At 58.8% G+C, this 17557-nt stretch carries 18 protein-coding genes and 1 pseudogene; 6 read left to right on the forward strand and 13 right to left on the reverse strand.

The window, feature by feature from the left end; genetic code table 11:
* Positions 1 to 56 precede the first annotated feature (56 nt).
* The 6 genes from HB777_36050 to HB777_36075 form a co-directional block, all read right to left on the reverse strand.
* Entirely contained in the window at positions 57 to 2204 is a 2148-nt protein-coding gene (locus HB777_36050) for a type IV secretory system conjugative DNA transfer family protein (protein QND69183.1), read from the reverse strand.
* Between the two features lie 12 nt (positions 2205 to 2216).
* Positions 2217 to 3242 (reverse strand): P-type DNA transfer ATPase VirB11, encoded by a 1026-nt coding sequence (gene virB11, locus HB777_36055; protein ID QND69184.1) that lies wholly within the window; start codon positions 3240 to 3242, stop codon positions 2217 to 2219.
* Positions 3239 to 4702: a TrbI/VirB10 family protein gene (locus HB777_36060; protein QND69185.1), complete on the reverse strand. Its 1464-nt coding sequence runs from the start codon at positions 4700 to 4702 to the stop codon at positions 3239 to 3241. Before HB777_36060 ends, virB11 begins: the two co-directional genes overlap by 4 nt.
* The gene (locus tag HB777_36065; protein ID QND69186.1) at positions 4702 to 5499 is read right to left on the reverse strand and encodes a TrbG/VirB9 family P-type conjugative transfer protein; all 798 of its coding nucleotides are present in this window, start codon (positions 5497 to 5499) and stop codon (positions 4702 to 4704) included. Before HB777_36065 ends, HB777_36060 begins: the two co-directional genes overlap by 1 nt.
* Positions 5496 to 6215: a type VI secretion protein gene (locus HB777_36070; protein QND69187.1), complete on the reverse strand. Its 720-nt coding sequence runs from the start codon at positions 6213 to 6215 to the stop codon at positions 5496 to 5498. The genes HB777_36065 and HB777_36070 overlap by 4 nt, the downstream gene beginning before the upstream one ends.
* A 67-nt stretch (positions 6216 to 6282) precedes the next feature.
* Entirely contained in the window at positions 6283 to 7326 is a 1044-nt protein-coding gene (locus HB777_36075) for a type IV secretion system protein (GenBank protein QND69188.1), read from the reverse strand.
* 12 nt (positions 7327 to 7338) lie between these two features.
* Between HB777_36075 and HB777_36080 the strand changes: the two genes are divergently transcribed.
* Positions 7339 to 7512, forward strand: a complete 174-nt coding sequence (locus HB777_36080) for a hypothetical protein (protein ID QND69189.1) — start codon at positions 7339 to 7341, stop codon at positions 7510 to 7512.
* Here HB777_36080 and HB777_36085 read toward each other — a convergent pair.
* The 6 genes and pseudogenes from HB777_36085 to HB777_36110 all read right to left on the reverse strand — a co-directional run bounded on the left by HB777_36085 (position 7509) and on the right by HB777_36110 (position 13069).
* Positions 7509 to 8243 (reverse strand): conjugal transfer protein, encoded by a 735-nt coding sequence (locus HB777_36085; protein ID QND69190.1) that lies wholly within the window; start codon positions 8241 to 8243, stop codon positions 7509 to 7511. The two genes, HB777_36080 and HB777_36085, sit on opposite strands and share 4 nt — an antisense overlap.
* 9 nt (positions 8244 to 8252) lie before the next feature.
* On the reverse strand, positions 8253 to 9410 hold the full coding sequence (locus HB777_36090) for a transglycosylase SLT domain-containing protein (protein ID QND69191.1): 1158 nt from the start codon (positions 9408 to 9410) through the stop codon (positions 8253 to 8255).
* Positions 9394 to 11795: pseudogene (locus HB777_36095) on the reverse strand (VirB4 family type IV secretion/conjugal transfer ATPase). The gene HB777_36090 and the pseudogene HB777_36095 overlap by 17 nt, the downstream one beginning before the upstream one ends.
* Positions 11792 to 12085 carry a type VI secretion protein gene (locus tag HB777_36100; protein QND69192.1) on the reverse strand — a complete coding sequence of 98 codons (294 nt, stop codon included), beginning with the start codon at positions 12083 to 12085 and terminating at the stop codon, positions 11792 to 11794. The pseudogene HB777_36095 and the gene HB777_36100 overlap by 4 nt, the downstream one beginning before the upstream one ends.
* Before the next feature lie 3 nt (positions 12086 to 12088).
* Positions 12089 to 12403, reverse strand: coding sequence for a TrbC/VirB2 family protein (locus tag HB777_36105; protein ID QND69193.1), 315 nt, complete (start codon positions 12401 to 12403; stop codon positions 12089 to 12091).
* A gap of 12 nt (positions 12404 to 12415) precedes the next feature.
* Complete coding sequence (locus HB777_36110) at positions 12416 to 13069, reverse strand: transglycosylase SLT domain-containing protein (protein ID QND69194.1); 654 nt, start codon at positions 13067 to 13069, stop codon at positions 12416 to 12418.
* An 87-nt stretch (positions 13070 to 13156) separates the two neighbouring features.
* Between HB777_36110 and HB777_36115 the strand changes: the two genes are divergently transcribed.
* The 3 genes from HB777_36115 to HB777_36125 are packed head-to-tail and all read left to right on the forward strand — an operon-like array spanning position 13157 to position 14465.
* Entirely contained in the window at positions 13157 to 13759 is a 603-nt protein-coding gene (locus HB777_36115; GenBank protein ID QND69195.1) for a hypothetical protein, read from the forward strand.
* The gene (locus tag HB777_36120; protein QND69196.1) at positions 13756 to 14304 is read left to right on the forward strand and encodes a thermonuclease family protein; all 549 of its coding nucleotides are present in this window, start codon (positions 13756 to 13758) and stop codon (positions 14302 to 14304) included. Before HB777_36115 ends, HB777_36120 begins: the two co-directional genes overlap by 4 nt.
* Positions 14301 to 14465, forward strand: a complete 165-nt coding sequence (locus tag HB777_36125) for a hypothetical protein (GenBank protein QND69197.1) — start codon at positions 14301 to 14303, stop codon at positions 14463 to 14465. Before HB777_36120 ends, HB777_36125 begins: the two co-directional genes overlap by 4 nt.
* Here the strand turns inward: HB777_36125 and HB777_36130 are convergent.
* Positions 14462 to 14806 carry a hypothetical protein gene (locus tag HB777_36130; GenBank protein QND69198.1) on the reverse strand — a complete coding sequence of 115 codons (345 nt, stop codon included), beginning with the start codon at positions 14804 to 14806 and terminating at the stop codon, positions 14462 to 14464. The two genes, HB777_36125 and HB777_36130, sit on opposite strands and share 4 nt — an antisense overlap.
* Positions 14807 to 14922: 116 nt before the next feature.
* Here HB777_36130 and HB777_36135 point away from each other — a divergent pair, with 116 nt between their 5' ends.
* Together HB777_36135 and HB777_36140 are read left to right on the forward strand one after the other, a co-directional pair.
* Positions 14923 to 16536 (forward strand): hypothetical protein, encoded by a 1614-nt coding sequence (locus HB777_36135; protein ID QND69199.1) that lies wholly within the window; start codon positions 14923 to 14925, stop codon positions 16534 to 16536.
* A complete protein-coding gene (locus HB777_36140; GenBank protein ID QND69200.1) occupies positions 16526 to 17551 on the forward strand; it encodes a dienelactone hydrolase-related enzyme in 1026 nt (341 codons plus the stop codon). The genes HB777_36135 and HB777_36140 overlap by 11 nt, the downstream gene beginning before the upstream one ends.
* Positions 17552 to 17557: the final 6 nt, after the last annotated feature.

The following is a 17557-nucleotide window of genomic DNA, read 5'->3' on the forward strand; positions in this document are numbered from 1 at the left end:
CGGCCTGTGCGGTTGGGCGGGAGGCTCGTTGTCGGCGATCGCCGTAGATTGCTCGGCTAATCGACTAGATCAGGCAAAGCATCTTCGACGATGCTCAGATTTCGATCGAAAGTCTCGGTGTCGGATGCGGTGGAGCGCAGTGAACGCACCTTGTTCAGGATTGCCGCAACCGCCGCTTCTTTGTCCGGCGCTATGCGTGTTGTCACCGCTTTGGCTGCCAAAGCGGAAAAATCTATGGCGGCACAAGCCGGGACGGCTGCAGCGTCGGTTGCTTTCAGTCTTTCTTTTACAATTGCGCGCCGGCCCGGAGGCGGAGCTATACGGCCTGCCTTTGCGGCAAATGTCGCGCCGCGCCGTAGCCGGGTTTGCATAAGGCCTGAGCGGTAGGTGGGCGCCTTCGGCACAATCGTCGGGAGCGCAGGAGATGGAACCGCCGCGGTAGCGTCCAATGTAGGGCTTTTCGTGCGCGAAACGTCGACAGAGGCTGGCAGAGGCATGAACGCGCGTTTAGCGAGCTGGCCGTCGGCGAAATAGAAATTGCGCGTGCCGAGGATCGGCAGTTCCCCACGCGGCAATATGATGACCTTGTTCTTGTCGAGCGTGCGGATTTCATCTGGCCGCATCAAGGGCCGCCGCACTTCCTTGCGATGCTCAGAGCGCGTGTAATAAGTGTCGAACAATGTTGTCTTGGTGCGCGTCACGTCCTTTTGCACGTGCGACGTTTCGCCGAGCTGCTCGGAAACGTAGCGCAGATCGTCAGCGTCCTGCGCACCAAAAAAGATCTGCACACGAGCAGCGTTGATGAGCGTCTTGCGCCCTTCCTGGCGATAGATTTCGTCTACCGCCTTCAGCGACTGCACGAAAAACCACATGGAAACGCCGTTGCCGCCAAGCACGCTCGCCATTTCGGTCACGTTCTCGAGCTTGCCGAGGTTTTGGAATTCGTCGAGCAGCACAAGCACCGGATGCTCGCCAGGCTGCGGCAGACTTTCCGACATGAAATTCATCATCTGCGTAATCAGGACGTTGAACAACGGTCCAAGCGACGTAATCTGCTCGCGCCGCACGTCGAGATAGAGAGAAATCCGGTCGCACTTGAGGTTGCGAATATCGAACGTGCTGCGCGACGTAGCTCGCATCAGACGCTCGTTGAGAAAGGGAGCCATGCCGGTGCGTACGCCGGCGTAGATTCCGGAAAACTGCCGCTCAGACATTTCGAAATATGGCAGCAGGGTTTGCAGCGTAAAATGCGAGCATTCGCGGCGGCGTTCCTCGCGTAGCGAGCCGATGAACTCCAGGAGTGGCTGCTCGGCACCGTTCATAATCTCGAGGATTGTAGAGAAGGTCTTCCTCTCGTTCGGGATCGCATGCGATTCCATGACGAAGGACGCGATGCCGGTAAAGAGGAGGCGGGCATCGTTGACCCAATAGGGATCCGCGTTCGAAGGAGGGCGCGGAAACAGTGCCGCAGCGATGTTGCGAAGGTCGATGTCGCGCTGGGCTGAGTCCAGCGAGATGAAGTCCATCGGATTGTAGCATGCGGTATTCCCGTCCGGATCAGCCGGCGCGAAACGCACCACGCGGCTCATGGTCGAACGGTAACCAGCAGTCGCTGCATAGGTCTCGCCCCGCAGGTCGAGAACCACGAGCGAATGCGGCCAGGTCAAGGCGTTCGGGATGATGAGAGACGTGCCCTTACCGGAGCGCGGCGGCCCTATGACGAAGCCGCCGACATCATCGCCATCAACCCACAGTTTCTTGCCGCCGATCAGCTTGCGCCGGGTCAAGTGAATCTTGCCGGACCGCTGATCGCGGCCAGGCGACAAAATTTCGGCAAGCCTGCCGCCGGCTCGACCGACGAAGACGCCGCCAACTTTCGCCAGGCCGGTTTTTGATACGTCGCTCATAGTCATGAAGCGAGAGTCATTGCGCTTTCTCGGGCGCATGAGAAATAGGCCGACCAGCGGCAAGAGAAACCCTAATGCTCCCGCCGCAACGGCATATTCTATCCGGCCAAAATTCCCCGCCATCGTGTCCGACCAGGCCTGACGAACGACCGGCAAGGGACTGGCGTTTAACCGGTCGAACAGGACGTGGGAGCCAGTCCGGTACCAATCTGTCGCGGCATAGGCGACCGTGAAGACCAGGGCGCCCAAGACCATCGCCATGAGCACCATGAAAATTGCTGTTGCGATTTTCTGCATGGATGGGGCCCGCTAGATCGTCTCGGCCTTGGTGAACTTGATCTCACTGATGCCGCGTCGTCCGCCTTCGGTGCGGACCATCTGGACGACCACCGGGATGACCTCGCGCAGGTAGTCGAGGATTTCGCTTCGTGAGAGGCCTGAACTGCCCTGCATGACCATCAGCGCCAGCCGCTCGTAGGCGGACCGGGCGGAATTGGCATGGACGGTCGTGAGCGAACCAGGGTGGCCGGTATTGATCGCCTGGAGGAACGCGAAGGTTTCAGCGCCGCGCAACTCGCCCAATAGCAGACGGTCGGGCCGCATGCGAAGCGAGGCTTCCAGCAGCTGTTGCGCAGAGACTTTGGCAAGGCCCTGGTCGCCCTTCGAAGCTATCAGGGTGACGTTGTTGGGAGCCGGCAGCCTCAGTTCGCGGGTGTCTTCGATCGTGATGATCCGTTCATGAGCCGGGATCTCCTTCAAGAGCGCATTCAAGAACGTCGTCTTGCCGGTCGACGTACCACCTGAAACGACGATCGAGACGCGGTTGCGCACCGCGTACTGCAGGAACTCCATCGGCGACGTGTCGTGCAGCATTTCGACAAGTCGCTTTTCTTCGCTTGAAAGCGCCAGGCCGCTGCCCATCGCCGTGTTTTCGAATGCGCCGAGATCCTTGTAGGCATCAAGGCTCATATCCATGATGACCTGCTTGCGGATCGAGATCGCCCCGCCTTCGGGAGCCGCGGGCGGCAAGATGCATTGGATGCGCTCGCCCGAGGGTAGCGCGGCCGACAGGACCGGTTTTTCTTCGTTGATGACCTGATTTGTCGCCGAGGCGACGCCAGTCGAGATGTTGCGAATCCAACCGGGCGTGACCTCGCGCTTGACGACGTGCTCCATTTCCTTCGCGCCGAGGCGTTCGATGAACAATGCACCCGGCCTGTTGATTGCAATCTCGGACACCGTATCTTCGTTCAAATAGGGCCATATCGGTTCCAGATGAGCGCGCAGGACAGGGGCTCTCGCCCAAGGGTCGGGGAGGGGATGGACGGCATTCATTTCACCGGGCTCCCATAGCCCGGATAGAAATGATCCTTTGGCGTCGCGTAAAGAGGCGTCGGATCGATCGCCGACTTCGGCCGCCCACCTGCCTTCAGGCGCGCTACTTCTTCCTGAATGGGATCAGCATACAAATCCGAGAAATCGAGATCTCGCCGAACCAGCACGACAATCGATGTGCCCTGGTCGACGTAGACTGTCGGGCCAATGTTCTGCGTGTCGCGAAACGCCTCCTGCGCGAGTTGCTGCAAGGCGGTCGATGACTTGTCGAAGGCGATGCCGCGGGCGTCGCGCTGCGAGCCATTGCCACCATAAGTTACGGTCGTGGTCTCACCGGTTACGGGATCGATCGTCGACACCTGGCGCTGTTGGCCATCTTGGCCGCTGTCGCCAAGCGAGGACAGATATTCAGAGACGCCGCCAACGGCGGAAAGCATGATGGCGTTACCGTACCGTTCAACCCAGTGCGTATCGACACGGCCGCCCATGCCACCGCGGCCCAGCGCGTCGGCACCAGGCGACTTGATATCGACGGAAATGCCGTCCGAGCGAATGACCCTGTTCCAGACGATGAAGACACGCTTTTGACCGCGCGCGAGCCCCGAGCGGTATTCTCCGGTCAGGCGCGAGCCCTTCGGAATGAGGATCCGCCTGCCGTCGAGCGAGAAGACATCCTCACGCACGACAGCGCGCACTGCGCCGGGAAGGTCGGTGTTAACAGCGGTTTCCAAATAGCCGCGAATGATCGTTCCTTCGGGGATCAACGCATCGGTGCGTCGGAAGGCCCTGGCTTTGACGATGCCGGAAGAACTTGCCTCAGACTGCGCCAGGAATGCCTTGTTGGGATCACTGTCGGCGCCTGGGACCGGGATGATCTGACCGTCAGGCGCGATTTCGACCTGCGCCGCCTGGGCGCCGGCATCTGTCGAGCCGGTTTGATCATTCGTCACCATCTGGTTCGACCGCAGGCGTTCCCACACCGCTTTTTCATGCTCGGCGGCCTCCGCCTTGCGGCGAGCCTCGTCCTCAGCCGCGGCCTTGCGGCGGGCTTCTTCCTCTTCGGCCTTGCGGCGAGCCTCCTCGGCCGCCATTTGTGCCTCCAGCGCGCGTCGCTGCGCATCGAGATCCGCGCCCTCCTGCACGGTCTGATCGACATTATCGGCTTGTTGCGTGCCGTTCTGGTCGTCAGCCGGTGGCGGCACCACGATCTGGTCGATCGTGCCGTCGGCAGGTTGCGGCGGTTCGTTCAACGCCGGCGGGCGGAACTCTGGCGGATTGAAGTTTTCCTCGCCATCGCTGCGAACATCGCGCGATACAGGCTCCCGGGGCCAGTTAAGCCATATCAGCGCGCCTACCAGCACTACGCCGAGGCCGACCAGGACGATCCTGGTACCCGCGCCCGCACCGCGGCGCGCGACCGTCGGGCTGCCGTCCAGTTGGTTATAATCGATCTGGGTCATCACCGCCCTCCCCTGGATCCGAACAGGGTGGAACCGCCTGTCAGTTTCGTTGGACCGTAGACTTGCTCGACGGAATCGGTAGCGTTGGGTCGCGCCCGGTTGTAGAGGCAGAGCGTCTTGCCATCGGCTCGCAGGGTGAATTGCCGTGCCACCTTGTCGATGACGGTGTATTTGCCCTGAGTGCGAACGTTGACCAGCGACTCATGGCGCTTGTCGTCGACCACGAAAATCGCCGGAATGTCACCCTTGAACTCCAGAAACACCTTGGTGCCATCGTCGAATACGGTGCGCGGCTTCAGGCTGTCGTCGCCCTTGTAGGCATAGTCGTAGTTGAGATCGGCATAGTTCAGGTCCTTCAAATCCGGATCGGCGGCGCTCTCCTTGGCCTGTGAGAGCAGGCGCGCGTTGATATCCTCGTCCGGGTATTTGAACCGGACCTGGAAGGATGCCCGGTCACGGCTATTGTCAGTCGCCTGCAGCAGCAAGGAATAGACGCGCCGGTTGGTGACCACGTTGACGTTGGTCCACGCATCGCGCTCCAGCGGCTTGACGAAGAGGAATCGCGATCCGCGTTTGGGGATGATCGACCAGCCTTTCGTGTCGCCAGCCGACACGGTTTCGATGACTTCTGTCGGGCTGAGCTCGACCATGGTGGAAATGCCAAGGGCGGCGCGCACCGACGTCACGTCGTCGTTGTTGAAGGTGACATATCGGATCCGGCCGTCGCGTGCGGCCGCGCCGTGCATCGTGCCGAGCAGAAGGGTGGCCGACAGGGCGAGGCTCACGCGCCATCTCATTGCAGGCTCCCCGCGGCCGGCGCCGATTCCTGGTCGCGGCGGTAATCCGTAACCTGAAATCCCAGCGGGTTGTCGAAACGCCATTCGTTCTTGAGCGGCGTTGAAGTGTAGCGGAATTTTATCACCGCCACCCAATTGTCCGTGGTGGACGAATTGTCCCGCCGCGTCGTCGTGGCAAAGCGCACCGAGGCTGTGTTGCGATTGAGCAGGGAAACTGACTTAATCTCGACCGAGACAGTGACATTGCGGCCAAAAATCTTGTCCAGCGAATGCGGGTTTGCAGGCGTGAAAAGCCATGTCAAATCCTTGGACGCGGCACCGGTCGAATAGAGCTGTGCCAAGTCGTAATTCTGTTTCAGTTCACGCGAATCGTAGGTTTCGCGGGCTCTGATGTAGCGCACCAGATTGGCCGCCGTGACGGCCTCGTTCTGGGACAAATCTCCAGGCTTCAGCGCGCGCATGATCTCGAGGTAGCCCGTCGATTTGTCGACCTCGACAACATACGGTTCGAACTGTCGGAGCGGAAGGATCAGCACGAGCGCCAGCAGGGACAGCACCGCGACTAGTCCGGAAACGCCGCTGACGATCCAGGCCAATGTACGCGATCGCCGCATTGACCTGTGCGTGTCGTCTTCCCAGGTCGCGCCCGCCCTGTAATAGCGTCTGTCGACGAGCTCGCCGCCGCTGTTAGCAGCCGTTTCCGATGGAGTTGACACTTTGCTATTGCCTCGTTTGCGCGACGCATCCTGATCCAGCGTCGAGATCGGTGATCGTTCTTGTGTTCTAGGCCAGAGGCCTGGCGTTATCGCGCGCACCTTGCTGGATGGCGGACCGAGCTGCGTCGTCCGCCCTTGCTGCTCGCGGAGATCGGAAGCTGTTTGCTGCGAGCTGCCGGGCGCCCCGAGCGGCGCGGCCGGCAGCCCATCGTGCACCGGAGTAGCGCACGGCGTTTCTGCCGAACCTCCCATACGAGTAGCGAGCTCCCACGGTGCTGAGATACCCGCCGCCATTCAGGATCGAAGCAATCGAGGGTATCTGCATGAGAACGTAGATTCCGATGATCGTCACCAGCACCAAGGGCAGCACCAGCGACATCTTGCTGTCCATGGTCGCTCCGCCGGACGTGGCGGTGTTCAGCGCCGCATTGACGAGCGAGAAGTAGAAACCGAGAAAGCCGTAAATCAGGATTTGCTGAATCATCAGAAAGGTGGTGAGCGAAAGGAAGCCTTCGCTCATGCGCGAGGACCAGCGGTAAAGCCAAAGGATGATCCATATCGGCGCCAAGGCAAGCGTGATGAACAACATCACCTTGGCGGCTATGATCGCGGCAATGGCAAGCGCTGCGAAGACGATGGCTGACAGCAGAACGAGCAACGACAGCAGCGCGCCAAAAATGTCATAGAAGGATCCGCTATAGACCTGATTGGCGACGTCCTGCGCCCCTTGGTAGAGGTTGTCGATAAGCGCTGGAATTGCCGCCTGATCGCTGAGCTGATTGCCGGTGGCTCGCGACACGGCGCCGACGATCACCTTGCCGACCTCATCTGGAATGCTTTGAACAAGCTGGTAGATCGTCGCGGAAAATGTGCCCCATCCGGTCAGCAGCAGATAGATTATGACGGCCCGGCCCAGGCGATAGGCCGCTTCGAGCGGCGAAATCGACTCTCGCCCGCTCAGGATCGAGTAGCCCCACCACACGATATAGAGGGTGAGCATGAGGGTGAAGACGTTGCCCATCGCATTGCCCAACTGCATATAGACGGTGCGGACGAAGTCCTCGCCGATGTTGTCAATGCCACCGAGAATGCTTTCGGCAAGACCGTTCATGGATCCTCGTCAATGATGCTGGCGAACGGCGTTGAATTGACCGGCTTCAGCGCGCCGCATTCATCGGCCTCGGCATACGCCAAAGGCCCGCACGGCGCTTTCAGTTCGCGATTTGCGCATCCGAAAAGCACTGCGCCCAGCCCAATCACAGCGCATATGCGCAACGCCCGCCTCGACAAGCGCTAGCCTCCGCTCTTGCCAAATTCCGCGAACGGATTGACGTTGCGCGGCGTCATCATCTTCTGCACCTGGCTCTGGCGAAGAAGATCTCCCTTCAGCTTCTCATTCAGGGCCGCGACCGCACCATTCTGGACGCCGATCAATTCGTTGACCGCGCGCGCGTTTTCCAGCTGCATTCGTGTGTTCTGGTCCACCGATCCCTTGACGTCCTGCGACTGGCCGATTTGCCCACTCGCGGACTGCAGGGACTGTTGGCGCTGGGTGACGCCCTGCGAGGCCTGCGAAGTCAACGCGCTTAGCAGCGAGGCCACGTTGACGCTGCCGCCATAGGCTGTGTTGACGGCGCTCGTCTCCTTGCCAGCAATCTGCTGCAGCTGCTTCACCAGCTGCAGCCCATTGATGACGGCGCCGGCGATTTTCTGGATTTCGGGCGACAGGCCACCAAACGAAAGCGCGCCGCCGTTCAGGATCGATCCGAATGACGGAGCCTGGGCAATCGACATATTGCCGCCGAGGCCCATTTGTCCGATCCCGAGCGAACCGTCACGACTGCCGCTGAGAGCCTGCAAGATCTCCTCGCTCTTTTTCAGGATATCCTTGTTCGAATCCATGATGGAGTTGGTGTTGTCCGCATTCTTGCGGGCGACATCGAGATTGGCGCCATCAATGACGGCAATCTGTGCGTGGGCCGTGCTTGCCCAAAGCGCCAGACTGGCGGCAATCGCGAATTTCTTCATGTCAGCCTCCTATTGCTGTAGAGAATTGATCACGCTGGCAGCGCCGGCAGGATCACTGGTGATGATCATCGAGCGACTGTCGGCCGAGCTTGCCCCCGCCTTCTCAAGTGCGCATGGTAGCCACCGGCCGCGATCGATCCTCAACCGCTCCAATTCCGCGGGATCACAAGAGAACGGGTTTGGAGAGCCGCTCTTCGGCTGTTGCACCAGCTTGGCCGACTGCGATGCCTGAACATTCTGCAACGATAGAAGTTGGGCCAGCAACGTCGTAAAATCCCCCGACTGGCCGAGGTACTGGTTGGTGACATCGGCGTTGATCCCACGAGCCGATGAGTTCAGCTCCCACGCATCCTTGTATTCGGTCACCTGGCCAACGTTGCCCGCCAGCGCGTCGATTGCAGCGTTGTTGGCGCCCATCTGCGATGAGCTTGCATCGAGGCTGCCAGCTGCCTTCCTCACCGTGCCCATGGCCGCGCCCTGGGCCGAGCCGCCTGCGCCGTCGGCCGTTACGATCGAGAACGGTGGCGGCGCGGCGGCCGGAGCCTTGCCGCTCGACACATAGTCGTTGAAGTAGCTGTTCCAGCGGCCGACACCGCCGGCCCATTGGTTCTGCTCGCCAGCGTTTGATCCGTTGTAGAAGGAGGCGAGACAGCTGTAATTCGTCGCCCCGCATTGCTTCACGCCCATTCCGAGGTATTTGACGCCGCCTTCGACATTCTGCTCGTTCACGTCGCGGTCCAGTCCCATGGACTTGCCGGTGCCTTTGGTCAGCTGCATGACGCCTTTGACGCCTGTGTGGCTCCCGGCGCATGTGTCGAAGCGCGATTCCTGATAGGCAACCGAAAGCGCCAGGCCTTCGGGCACGCCGTACTTTTGCGCATAATAGCGGATCATCTTCACGTTGCCCGCGTCGCGCTGCAACGCTTCTGCTGGCGACCGGCGAAACATCTGTGAGCGGTATTTGTTCGAATAGGTGCAGACGACGCTTTTCTTCCTGTCGGTTTCGTCCTTCTTGGCCTCATCCGACTTCGTGCTGTGCTGCTCGTCCTCTTGCCGCTTGTCGAGGTTCGGCCCGTCGATGACCGCGATCTGAGCGGCAGCCATGCTCATGCTTTCCGCCGTCGCGAGAGCCACGGCCAGACAAGCGCTGCTAAGCCGCTTCGTCATGCTCGTTCTCCCATCCGCAGAAGTATGGCAGCCACATTTCCGGCTCGTCGCCGAAGGTCTCCCGGAGCCGTGCGCATTCCTTGCTGTTGGCTTCGTTCGAGGACAAGACCTTGATGAGATCGGGCATCGCCGACAAATCGAGCTTGGCTACGATCGAGTCGCTGTCGTGCTTGACGAGGAAGGTGCGAGTTTCCTTCGCGGTGCGGCGCACGAACTCGAATTCTTTCGCTGTCAGCGAGAAGCGCTCCATGTAGGACTCCTTGCTCGCCTTCGGGTTGGGGAAGAAAATGTTGGTCTTCGTTTGCTCGATCAGCGACGATGAGATGGAGGAACTGACGACGTCTTCCGCTGTCTGGGTGCCGAAGCCGACCACGCCGTTGCGGCGACGAATGGTCTTCAGTGTTTCATTGATGAAAGCAGCGAAAACCTCGTCATCCAGCAGCTTCCAACCTTCATCGAGGAAGAGCATGATCGGCGAGCCGTCGATGACCTCCTCAAGACGATGGAAGATGTAGAGCAACGCTGCTGAGCGCAGCTTTCGGTCGCCCAGGATCCTGGTCATGTCGAAGCCGACAACCGGCTTCGAGAAATCGATGAGATCGACGGGATTGTTGAAAAGCCAGCCCTTGTCCTTCGGGTCGAGCCAGGGCTGTATCCGCGCGGCCAGATCGTTCATGCCAGGCATGAGCGAGCCGCGCAGCACTTCCGGCAGCAGGTCGAAGGTCCGCTGTTCGCGCGGGATCTTGTAGATCATGTCGACGGCGGCGTTGATGACGCGCATCTCCGCCACATCAAGCGCGCCGCCTTCCGGCGTCAGAATATAGAGGAGCAAATCTTCCAGGAAAGAACGGTTTTCTGCCGTATCCTCAAGCTGCAATGGCGCGAACCCGGTCGGCTGAGAGGGTTCCATCACCTCGTAGCGACCGCCGAGCGCCCGAACGAAAATTTCAGCGCCGCGCATGTAGTCGAAATAAACGCATCGTGGCCGAGGCATGATGCGCATCGCCTGCGCCATCAGGAACGACAGCACCACAGTCTTGCCCGAGCCGGTGGGGCCAAACACCGTGAAGTGCCCGACATCGTGAACGTGGAAATTGAAATAGTATGCCGTTTGGCTGGTCGTTTCGAGCAAAGCGATGGGCCGTTTCCAATGCAGCCGCTCACGTTGGCCGGACGGGAAATTGTGTCCTGAAAAAGGCCGGCGAAATTTAGGGACGAGATCAAAGCACGTCGCGCGATGTAGCTGAAATTTCCCGGCAACTGCGCCCAGAAGGCCAGTTCCGTGTTCAGAGTCTCGCGTACCGGCACGATCGACATGCGCGAAAGCTCGGCCGTGATGTCGGATAGCGCACGGTTGAGGCCATTCATGTCCGGCGCCAATGCCATGACGCTCATGTGATGTTGTCCGAAGACGACTTCGCCACCGGCCAGCTTGTCGGCGCCATCATGGACGGACTCCTCGACCGTCGTGCCCGCCTCGTCGGAACCCTCAACCTGGTTGGCGATGGTGTTGATCCTGCGCATCGCCGTTACACGGTCTTCGATCGCGAAACTTTGAGTCAGAATAAACTCATGCGGCAGGCGCAACAGACCGTCCAATGAGCCCGGCGCGGTGAACGGCGGGTATTCCTTGATTGACACCATGGCGCCGAGCTTGGCTTGGTCCGGACCGCGAAGTTCCAGCGCGGACTTGCCGAAAAACAGCTGCCGCGTCGCCAGCACATCGCCAAGGCTCATGCGCGGCAAAGGCATTTCCAGGTCGACGCCGCCGGCGAGGATCTTCGCCAAAAAATCCGCGGGCTCGGAAAAGAAGCTGTCGCGGCGCTTCACGACACCGAGAAGGCGCCCCCCATAAGCGGTGAAATCCTTGACCATCCCGTCAAGGATGTCATGCAGTTCGGCAATCGCCTCTTCGCGGGTTTCTTCGCCTGCGGTACTGATGCGGAATGCGTTGAGCGCCTTGTCCACCCAGCCGACCCGGCCGACCATGGGGCGCCGTATAACCGTCAGATACGCCTCGTTGACGAAAAGGTTTTTCGACCCAAGCTCATCCATGTAGCGGGCGTCGAGCTCGGCCACGAAAGGATTGTCAAAGTCGCCTTCGATCTCCGGTGTCACATGGCGGCGAATGATCGTTGTGTAGACCGCAAAGCGAGAGGTCGAGAGATTGCGGAACGTGGTGTTGCGGTTGAACATGCGGCTGTTCAACTCGGCCTGGTCCATCGTCTGGAACGGCAGGCCGCTGAGCTGGATGGCGCCGACCAGAAAGCCGCTCTTCGTCACGATCAGATTGTCATCGACATGGCGAAGGTAGGGGATGTGCATCGCCGCGGGCTTTTCGCGGCGGCGCTCACGGCCAAATTTCAGGTCGGCATCGAGGTTCACGGCGAATAGCTCCTCGCGCCCCAAAAAGTAATGTTCGCCACCGCTCCGCGTTTGGAGATGCGCCGCTCGAAAATATGAAATATGTAGGGGTCGCGCTGGCACAGATAGGCGCTGACCAGATGCACCACGCCGAACACGCCGAGACCGAGCATGAAGCTGCTTGTGGCGATAAAACCGATCACCGCCAGGATGCCGTTCAGCGCGAAAACCTCGTAGCGCACCCCCCATTTCATCGGGGGGCGTGTCAGTGGCAGGCTGACCGGCTCGACATAGACTTCCTCGTCATCCATGTCTCAACTGCCTCCCGCGGTCGCGCGAACCGCATCCACCAACTGGGCAGCGCCGAAGATCAGAGCGATGCCAATGATGATGGAAAAAGCCATCATCCACGCCAGCCGGCCCGTCATGGCGAGGAAGCCGAGAAAACAGACCGCGATGATGGCGAATGAGCGCGCTATGTTGCCCTGCAGAACTCCGACGAACCACTCCAGTACGTTTTCGACCGGCGCGGCCGACTGGGCATACGCAGTGGCTGGCGCGAGCGCTATTCCGACCACTGAGGCCAAGGCCAGTTTTAGGGCAAACATGCCCGCTTTCCTGTATTCCACCGTTGGCTCCTTTCAGTTGCCGAAATCCATGACATGACCATCCTGCCAAGCGTCCTCGTTTGCTGGCGGAGCGTCCGCGAGCATTTCGGATTTGGTCAGGGCGGACTTCTTCACGACACCGCCGAACTTCCAGCGGTTCAAAATTTTCACGATGTATTCAGCCGTCTCCGGATTCACCGGAATGCCCTGCGCCTTGTAGACGCTGTTGGGCCCGGCGTTGTAAGCCGCAAGCATCAGCAGCGGATCCTGGAACTCGTCATAGAGTGACTTGAGATAGCGAAGGCCAGCCTGGACATTTGCCTGCGTATCGCAACGGTCCCGCACGCCGAGATCGGCCGCCGTGGCCGGCATCAGCTGCATGATCCCCAGGGCTCCGGCCTTAGACGGACCCTGACTGGCGCCGAGATCGCTTTCAGCCCATGCAATCGCCTCGGCCAGATCGGCGTCGAACCCTTCGTCTTGCGCGATCGAACGCACAAGTTGGGCGACCTCAGCACGATTTCCAGTCCTACACTCCCCCGGCCTTGGCGCCCCGACCGCGGCAATGGCTTTTGCCGGCGTTGCAAAGGCGACTGCTACGCGGTCTGATGCCAGGTCCCGGCCGGGCGCTTCCAACGGCATCGTAGCGCCACACAGGGTGAGCAGGAGAGCGAATCGAGTGTTCATACTGTCGCCAAAATTTAACACTTTACTATGGCTACACGCAGCCCTAGTAAAGTGTCAACACGATATGCGCCGCAGGGACGGATTTCGATGAAACAGACTGCCCTTTGCACCGTTTTGCTGCTCCAGGGTGCCGTGGCTTATGCTGCCGGCGCCGACGCCCCAAGTGCCTTCGCGCAGCCGTCGGAGCGCTACCTGCTCCAGTTTGCCAAGCCGGGCGAGAAGGTGTTCGTCTATGAACGCTACGATGGGAAAGGCGCGCTCTTTCAGCGCGACGCGGCCGCCCTCATCTCGCCGGTCAAGGTGCCGTCGGCGACCGAACGCGTCATCAACGGCGTGCCGTATCGACTGCGCGGCCTTGCGGCCTGCCCAAAACCGAAGATTACCTACAAAACCCAACAGTGGGACTGCACGCACGCCGCGCAGGACTATGAAGAAGGAATCTACAACGATCGTGCATCCGTCGTGCTTTGCAAAACACTTGTGCTGCAAAGCAAGAAGGGTGAACCCGATGCCGTGTCGTGTTTCTCTCTCGTGGGTGCGGGCAGCGCAAACGACCCGTACAACGTCGCCTACGACGATGACGAAATGGTCTTTTTCGACATGGCGGCAATCGGACGCAACAAGGACGGCAAGTCCCTGCGCCCCGACCTGGAGCACTCCGCCGAGCTCGGTGGACAGTTCCAGGAATGAAACAGGCGAGCTTTGCAGTGCTGGCCGCATTTTCCATGTGCGCATCGGCACAGGCGCAGGATGCCACCAACTCTAGGGTACCCACTCCCGTCGCGGTATCGAAATCGGCTCAACTGCTGACCGGAGATACCTGGCGTGACGGAGATCAGCTTTTCCGCCTCTATGGCGTCCAGTCATGTCTTCGCGGCACGTCAGCCGAAGAGCCAAATGGGAACAAAATCGATTGCGGGAACACCTCGCTGGCGCATCTGGCAGCCCTGTTCGATAGCGCCGCGGTTTCATGCCAGCCAATTGGCTACGCCCTAGACAAGGCGGTTTTTGTCGTTTGCGGTGCGCAGCTGAATGGCGAAACAATTGACGTTGGCACCGCGCTCATAGCGACCGGATACGCGTTTGCCGCAACAACAGCAAAGGGCAAAGCCGTCAATGAGAACTACCTTGTCGCGGAAATCAACGCTAAGATGAAACGCACAGGCCTGTGGGGCACGACGTTTCAGCATCCTGTGCAACTGCTGCTGAGCCAAGGGTCGGAGAGTCCACAATGAAACACGACGATGAGGCGCACAAATATTACTATCCCGTGGAAGGACGCACCGACGGCGCCATCGGCGATGCTATCGCATTCATCGCGATCATCTTGGTGCCGGCGGGAATCTACGTGGCCTGGAATACCGTGGCCTCATGGATTTCGGCACTCTTCTCCTAGGACTGCAGTTTCGTGAAGGAACCGAGCAACGCGCGCAAATCGTCGACGTCAATCTCGCACCAGCCATGAGCCGTCAGCCGTTGGAAATAAGCAGCCTTCATTTTCATTTCCGCGATAGTGGCTACTGGAGCAATGGCAGCACGCCTTCGCATCGCGGCCTCTTCCGCCATGACCGCGTCCAGCCTTTGACCCAGCAAGATCGCGTCCGTACCCTCGGCCTCCATCGCCCGCTTGCCGAGACGTTCAAGCTCAGCGACGCTCTGGCGATGTTTCGCAATCAGTTTCGCGACGCCTTCAGCCGCCACCATCTGTCCGTTGCTAAAGACTAATTGAATAGGCATCGACCGGCTCCACGTAACTGATACCTGGGGAGGCGAGAAAAGACGTTGATTGAGGACGAAGGCACGATAGGATACGAAGCCTAGCGAAATCGAACGAAAATAGAGCCTGTAAGTCATTGTTTAGAAACGGAAAGTTATTTCTCCCTCCACCGAGAGACGGGAGTGATTTCAAAGAATTATTCAAGCCACTGGCGGCGGCGGGTGCGGGTCGGCCTTTGGGCAAAGACGGGTTTCCTGCAGGCCCATGGACGCCCGAGCTTCTTGCAGAGGCGATTTCACAGATTGATTCCAACCACGTCGGGGTCGATCTGCGAACGGTGCAGCTTTGGTTTCAAGAGAACGAGAAGGGAATTAGCACTGCCAACATTCGTTGGCTGGCGAGGATTTTCGGATGCGATGATCCAGTCGCAACTAGCGAATGGCAGATCGAGCTTAGTGCGGCGCAATCGCGGTTATCCGCCAAGAGACGAAAATGGAAGGGGGCCGGAAGCAGCGTTGCACAGGAGATTCCAGATACGGCACTGACTGCGACCTTCGATGACGAGACAGACTCCCCGGCAGAGCTGACCCAGGATACTGACGCCAAGGGGCCGAGCCGGCGTTTTAGTTTAGCGAGGAAATCGGAGGCGTTTTTTAGTCGCGGATCTCCCCTGAATTTACCGGCGTCGGTGTTTGCGGGTGTCACCGCTCTTGGGTTTTTGTCGTATCTTACGGGGATTCACAGCGTGACATATGGCCGGGCGGATGGCGTCGTCAAGCAGGTTGGATTTCTTTGGACAGCGAATTGGACGTTCGTCTTCATGGTATTTTTGCCACTGTTTTTTGCCTTCGTGACCGAGCTGGTGACCTTTTGGAAAGATGAAGGCCGCCCAAAGCTTGTAGCGCAGGGCGACAAGATGGAAAGCGACGATGCCTGGGCGCGCAGCGTACAAGCTTCTTCGTATTCATATTGGGCGGTTTTTTTGATTTGTGTGGTATTCGCCGGTCTTTTCCAGTGGATCGGCGTGTCTTTAATCCCGTTGCTCAAAGGTGGTGGCAACTACGCGACGGATTGGGGCTCGTTAGCGATTGTGCGCCCTGAAGTCATATCGGTGCCGGAAGCGATCGTATTCACGGGGCTCGCTTACCTATACATGTGCCTCTGTTTTTATCTGTTCTTCGTAGGGCTCATTTTGCTTTATACAGTGATCCATGATCTTTGGAGAATTGGAAAAGCAGCGAGTAATCGGCCGGAGGTGGATTATCAACACGAGCTCCATGAAGCCAGCCTCAGGATTATGCGTGCGATTTTTCGGTGTACTGTTTTGGGGCTTTTGATCGCCATAGTCATGAAGCTCCAGAGTGCTTACCTCACATCGCGTGGAGAGAATATTGTGGCTTGGTTGGTCGGCGATATGTCTTCCGCCTTCTATGGGCGCAATGATGTCAGCGCCTGGATCAGCTACCGTAGGCCGACCCATTACAGTAGCCTTCTTATCGCTATTTCGACCTGTGCGGTATTTCTGTACGGCTCCATCCGTTTAGGTGTCGAACTTCGGTTTTGTATGTCTTTGTGGAGGATGTCAGCGACCGTAGCGTTACTCGTGGCTGGCTACTTGCTGATCGATGCATTTGCTGGCTTTTCGATCCTTCTGGGCGTTGGAGTGCTGTTCGCAATATACGGGCTGTTTGATCCAGGGTTGGGGCGATGGCAAGCGAGTAAGTTGGGAAACAATCAGAATGTATCATAGTTGGCTTGATCATTGGGATGAGCGGCGGGCGCGACGCGGTGAGGAAGGGAAGAAACCAACGGATTTCGCCCTTGACGCGGAACGCGCCTTTCCAGGTGCGAATAAGATAACAAGTATCGAAGAATTCTGTGCCCTTGCGGACCAAGCCGTGGCTGATCCAGCCTTTTTCGATGACCCGAATGTGAGTGATCAGGGGTTTGAAAGGCTAGATGGGTGGCTCCAATTTCCATCGGACATTTCTACTGATATCGAACAGAACAATGTCGTCTCGGCGAAAATCACAGAAAGCGGGTCGTTCGATCAGGCGATGGTGATTTTTCACCATTGGAATGCAAGCTCCCGGAATCGTCAGATTGCCAACTTTTTCTCGCAGCGTGGCATCACGGTTGTCGAGATTGCTATGCCTTATCACTTCGAGCGCAGCCGTCCCGGCTCCGTGCACGCCGACTATATGCTTAGCCCTAATCTCGGTCGAACGATCCAATCTGTAAGGCAGGCAGTGTTGGATGGGCGAAAACTCATACGTTGGTTGAAGATCGAAGGCTATCGAGAGATTTCGGTTCTCGGTATGAGCTTAGGCTCCTGGGTTGCGGGGGTGCTCGCGGCGCACGACTCGGCTGTGTCAAAAGCCTCGCTGTTTCTGACTGCGGGGAGTCTAGCGGATATGGTTTGGACGGGTCGCGCGACACGATTGATACGTGCTAGCCTCGAGCCTGAGATTGAGCTGACCGATCTCAAAAGGGCCTGGGGTCCACTTAACTTGGAGAATTACGCACCTAATTTGGCACGGCCTGATCTCGATCTTCACGTTGTGTTGGCTAAGAGAGACAAAGTGGTGTTGCCAGAGCTATCGGAGAGGTTCATGCAGAGGCTGAAGGACGCCGGAGCTAGGCCAAATATTTTGGAATTAAACTGTGGTCATTATTCGCTCGCCATGCCGCCCTACATTTTGTTGGCCGGTTTGAGCTTGAAGCGGTTTCTGTCGTGTGCTGACAAGTCGGCCCGTCTAGCATGAGTTTGG

The sequence above is a fragment of the Mesorhizobium loti genome (genome assembly GCA_014189435.1).
Lineage (GTDB): Bacteria > Pseudomonadota > Alphaproteobacteria > Rhizobiales > Rhizobiaceae > Mesorhizobium > Mesorhizobium loti_G.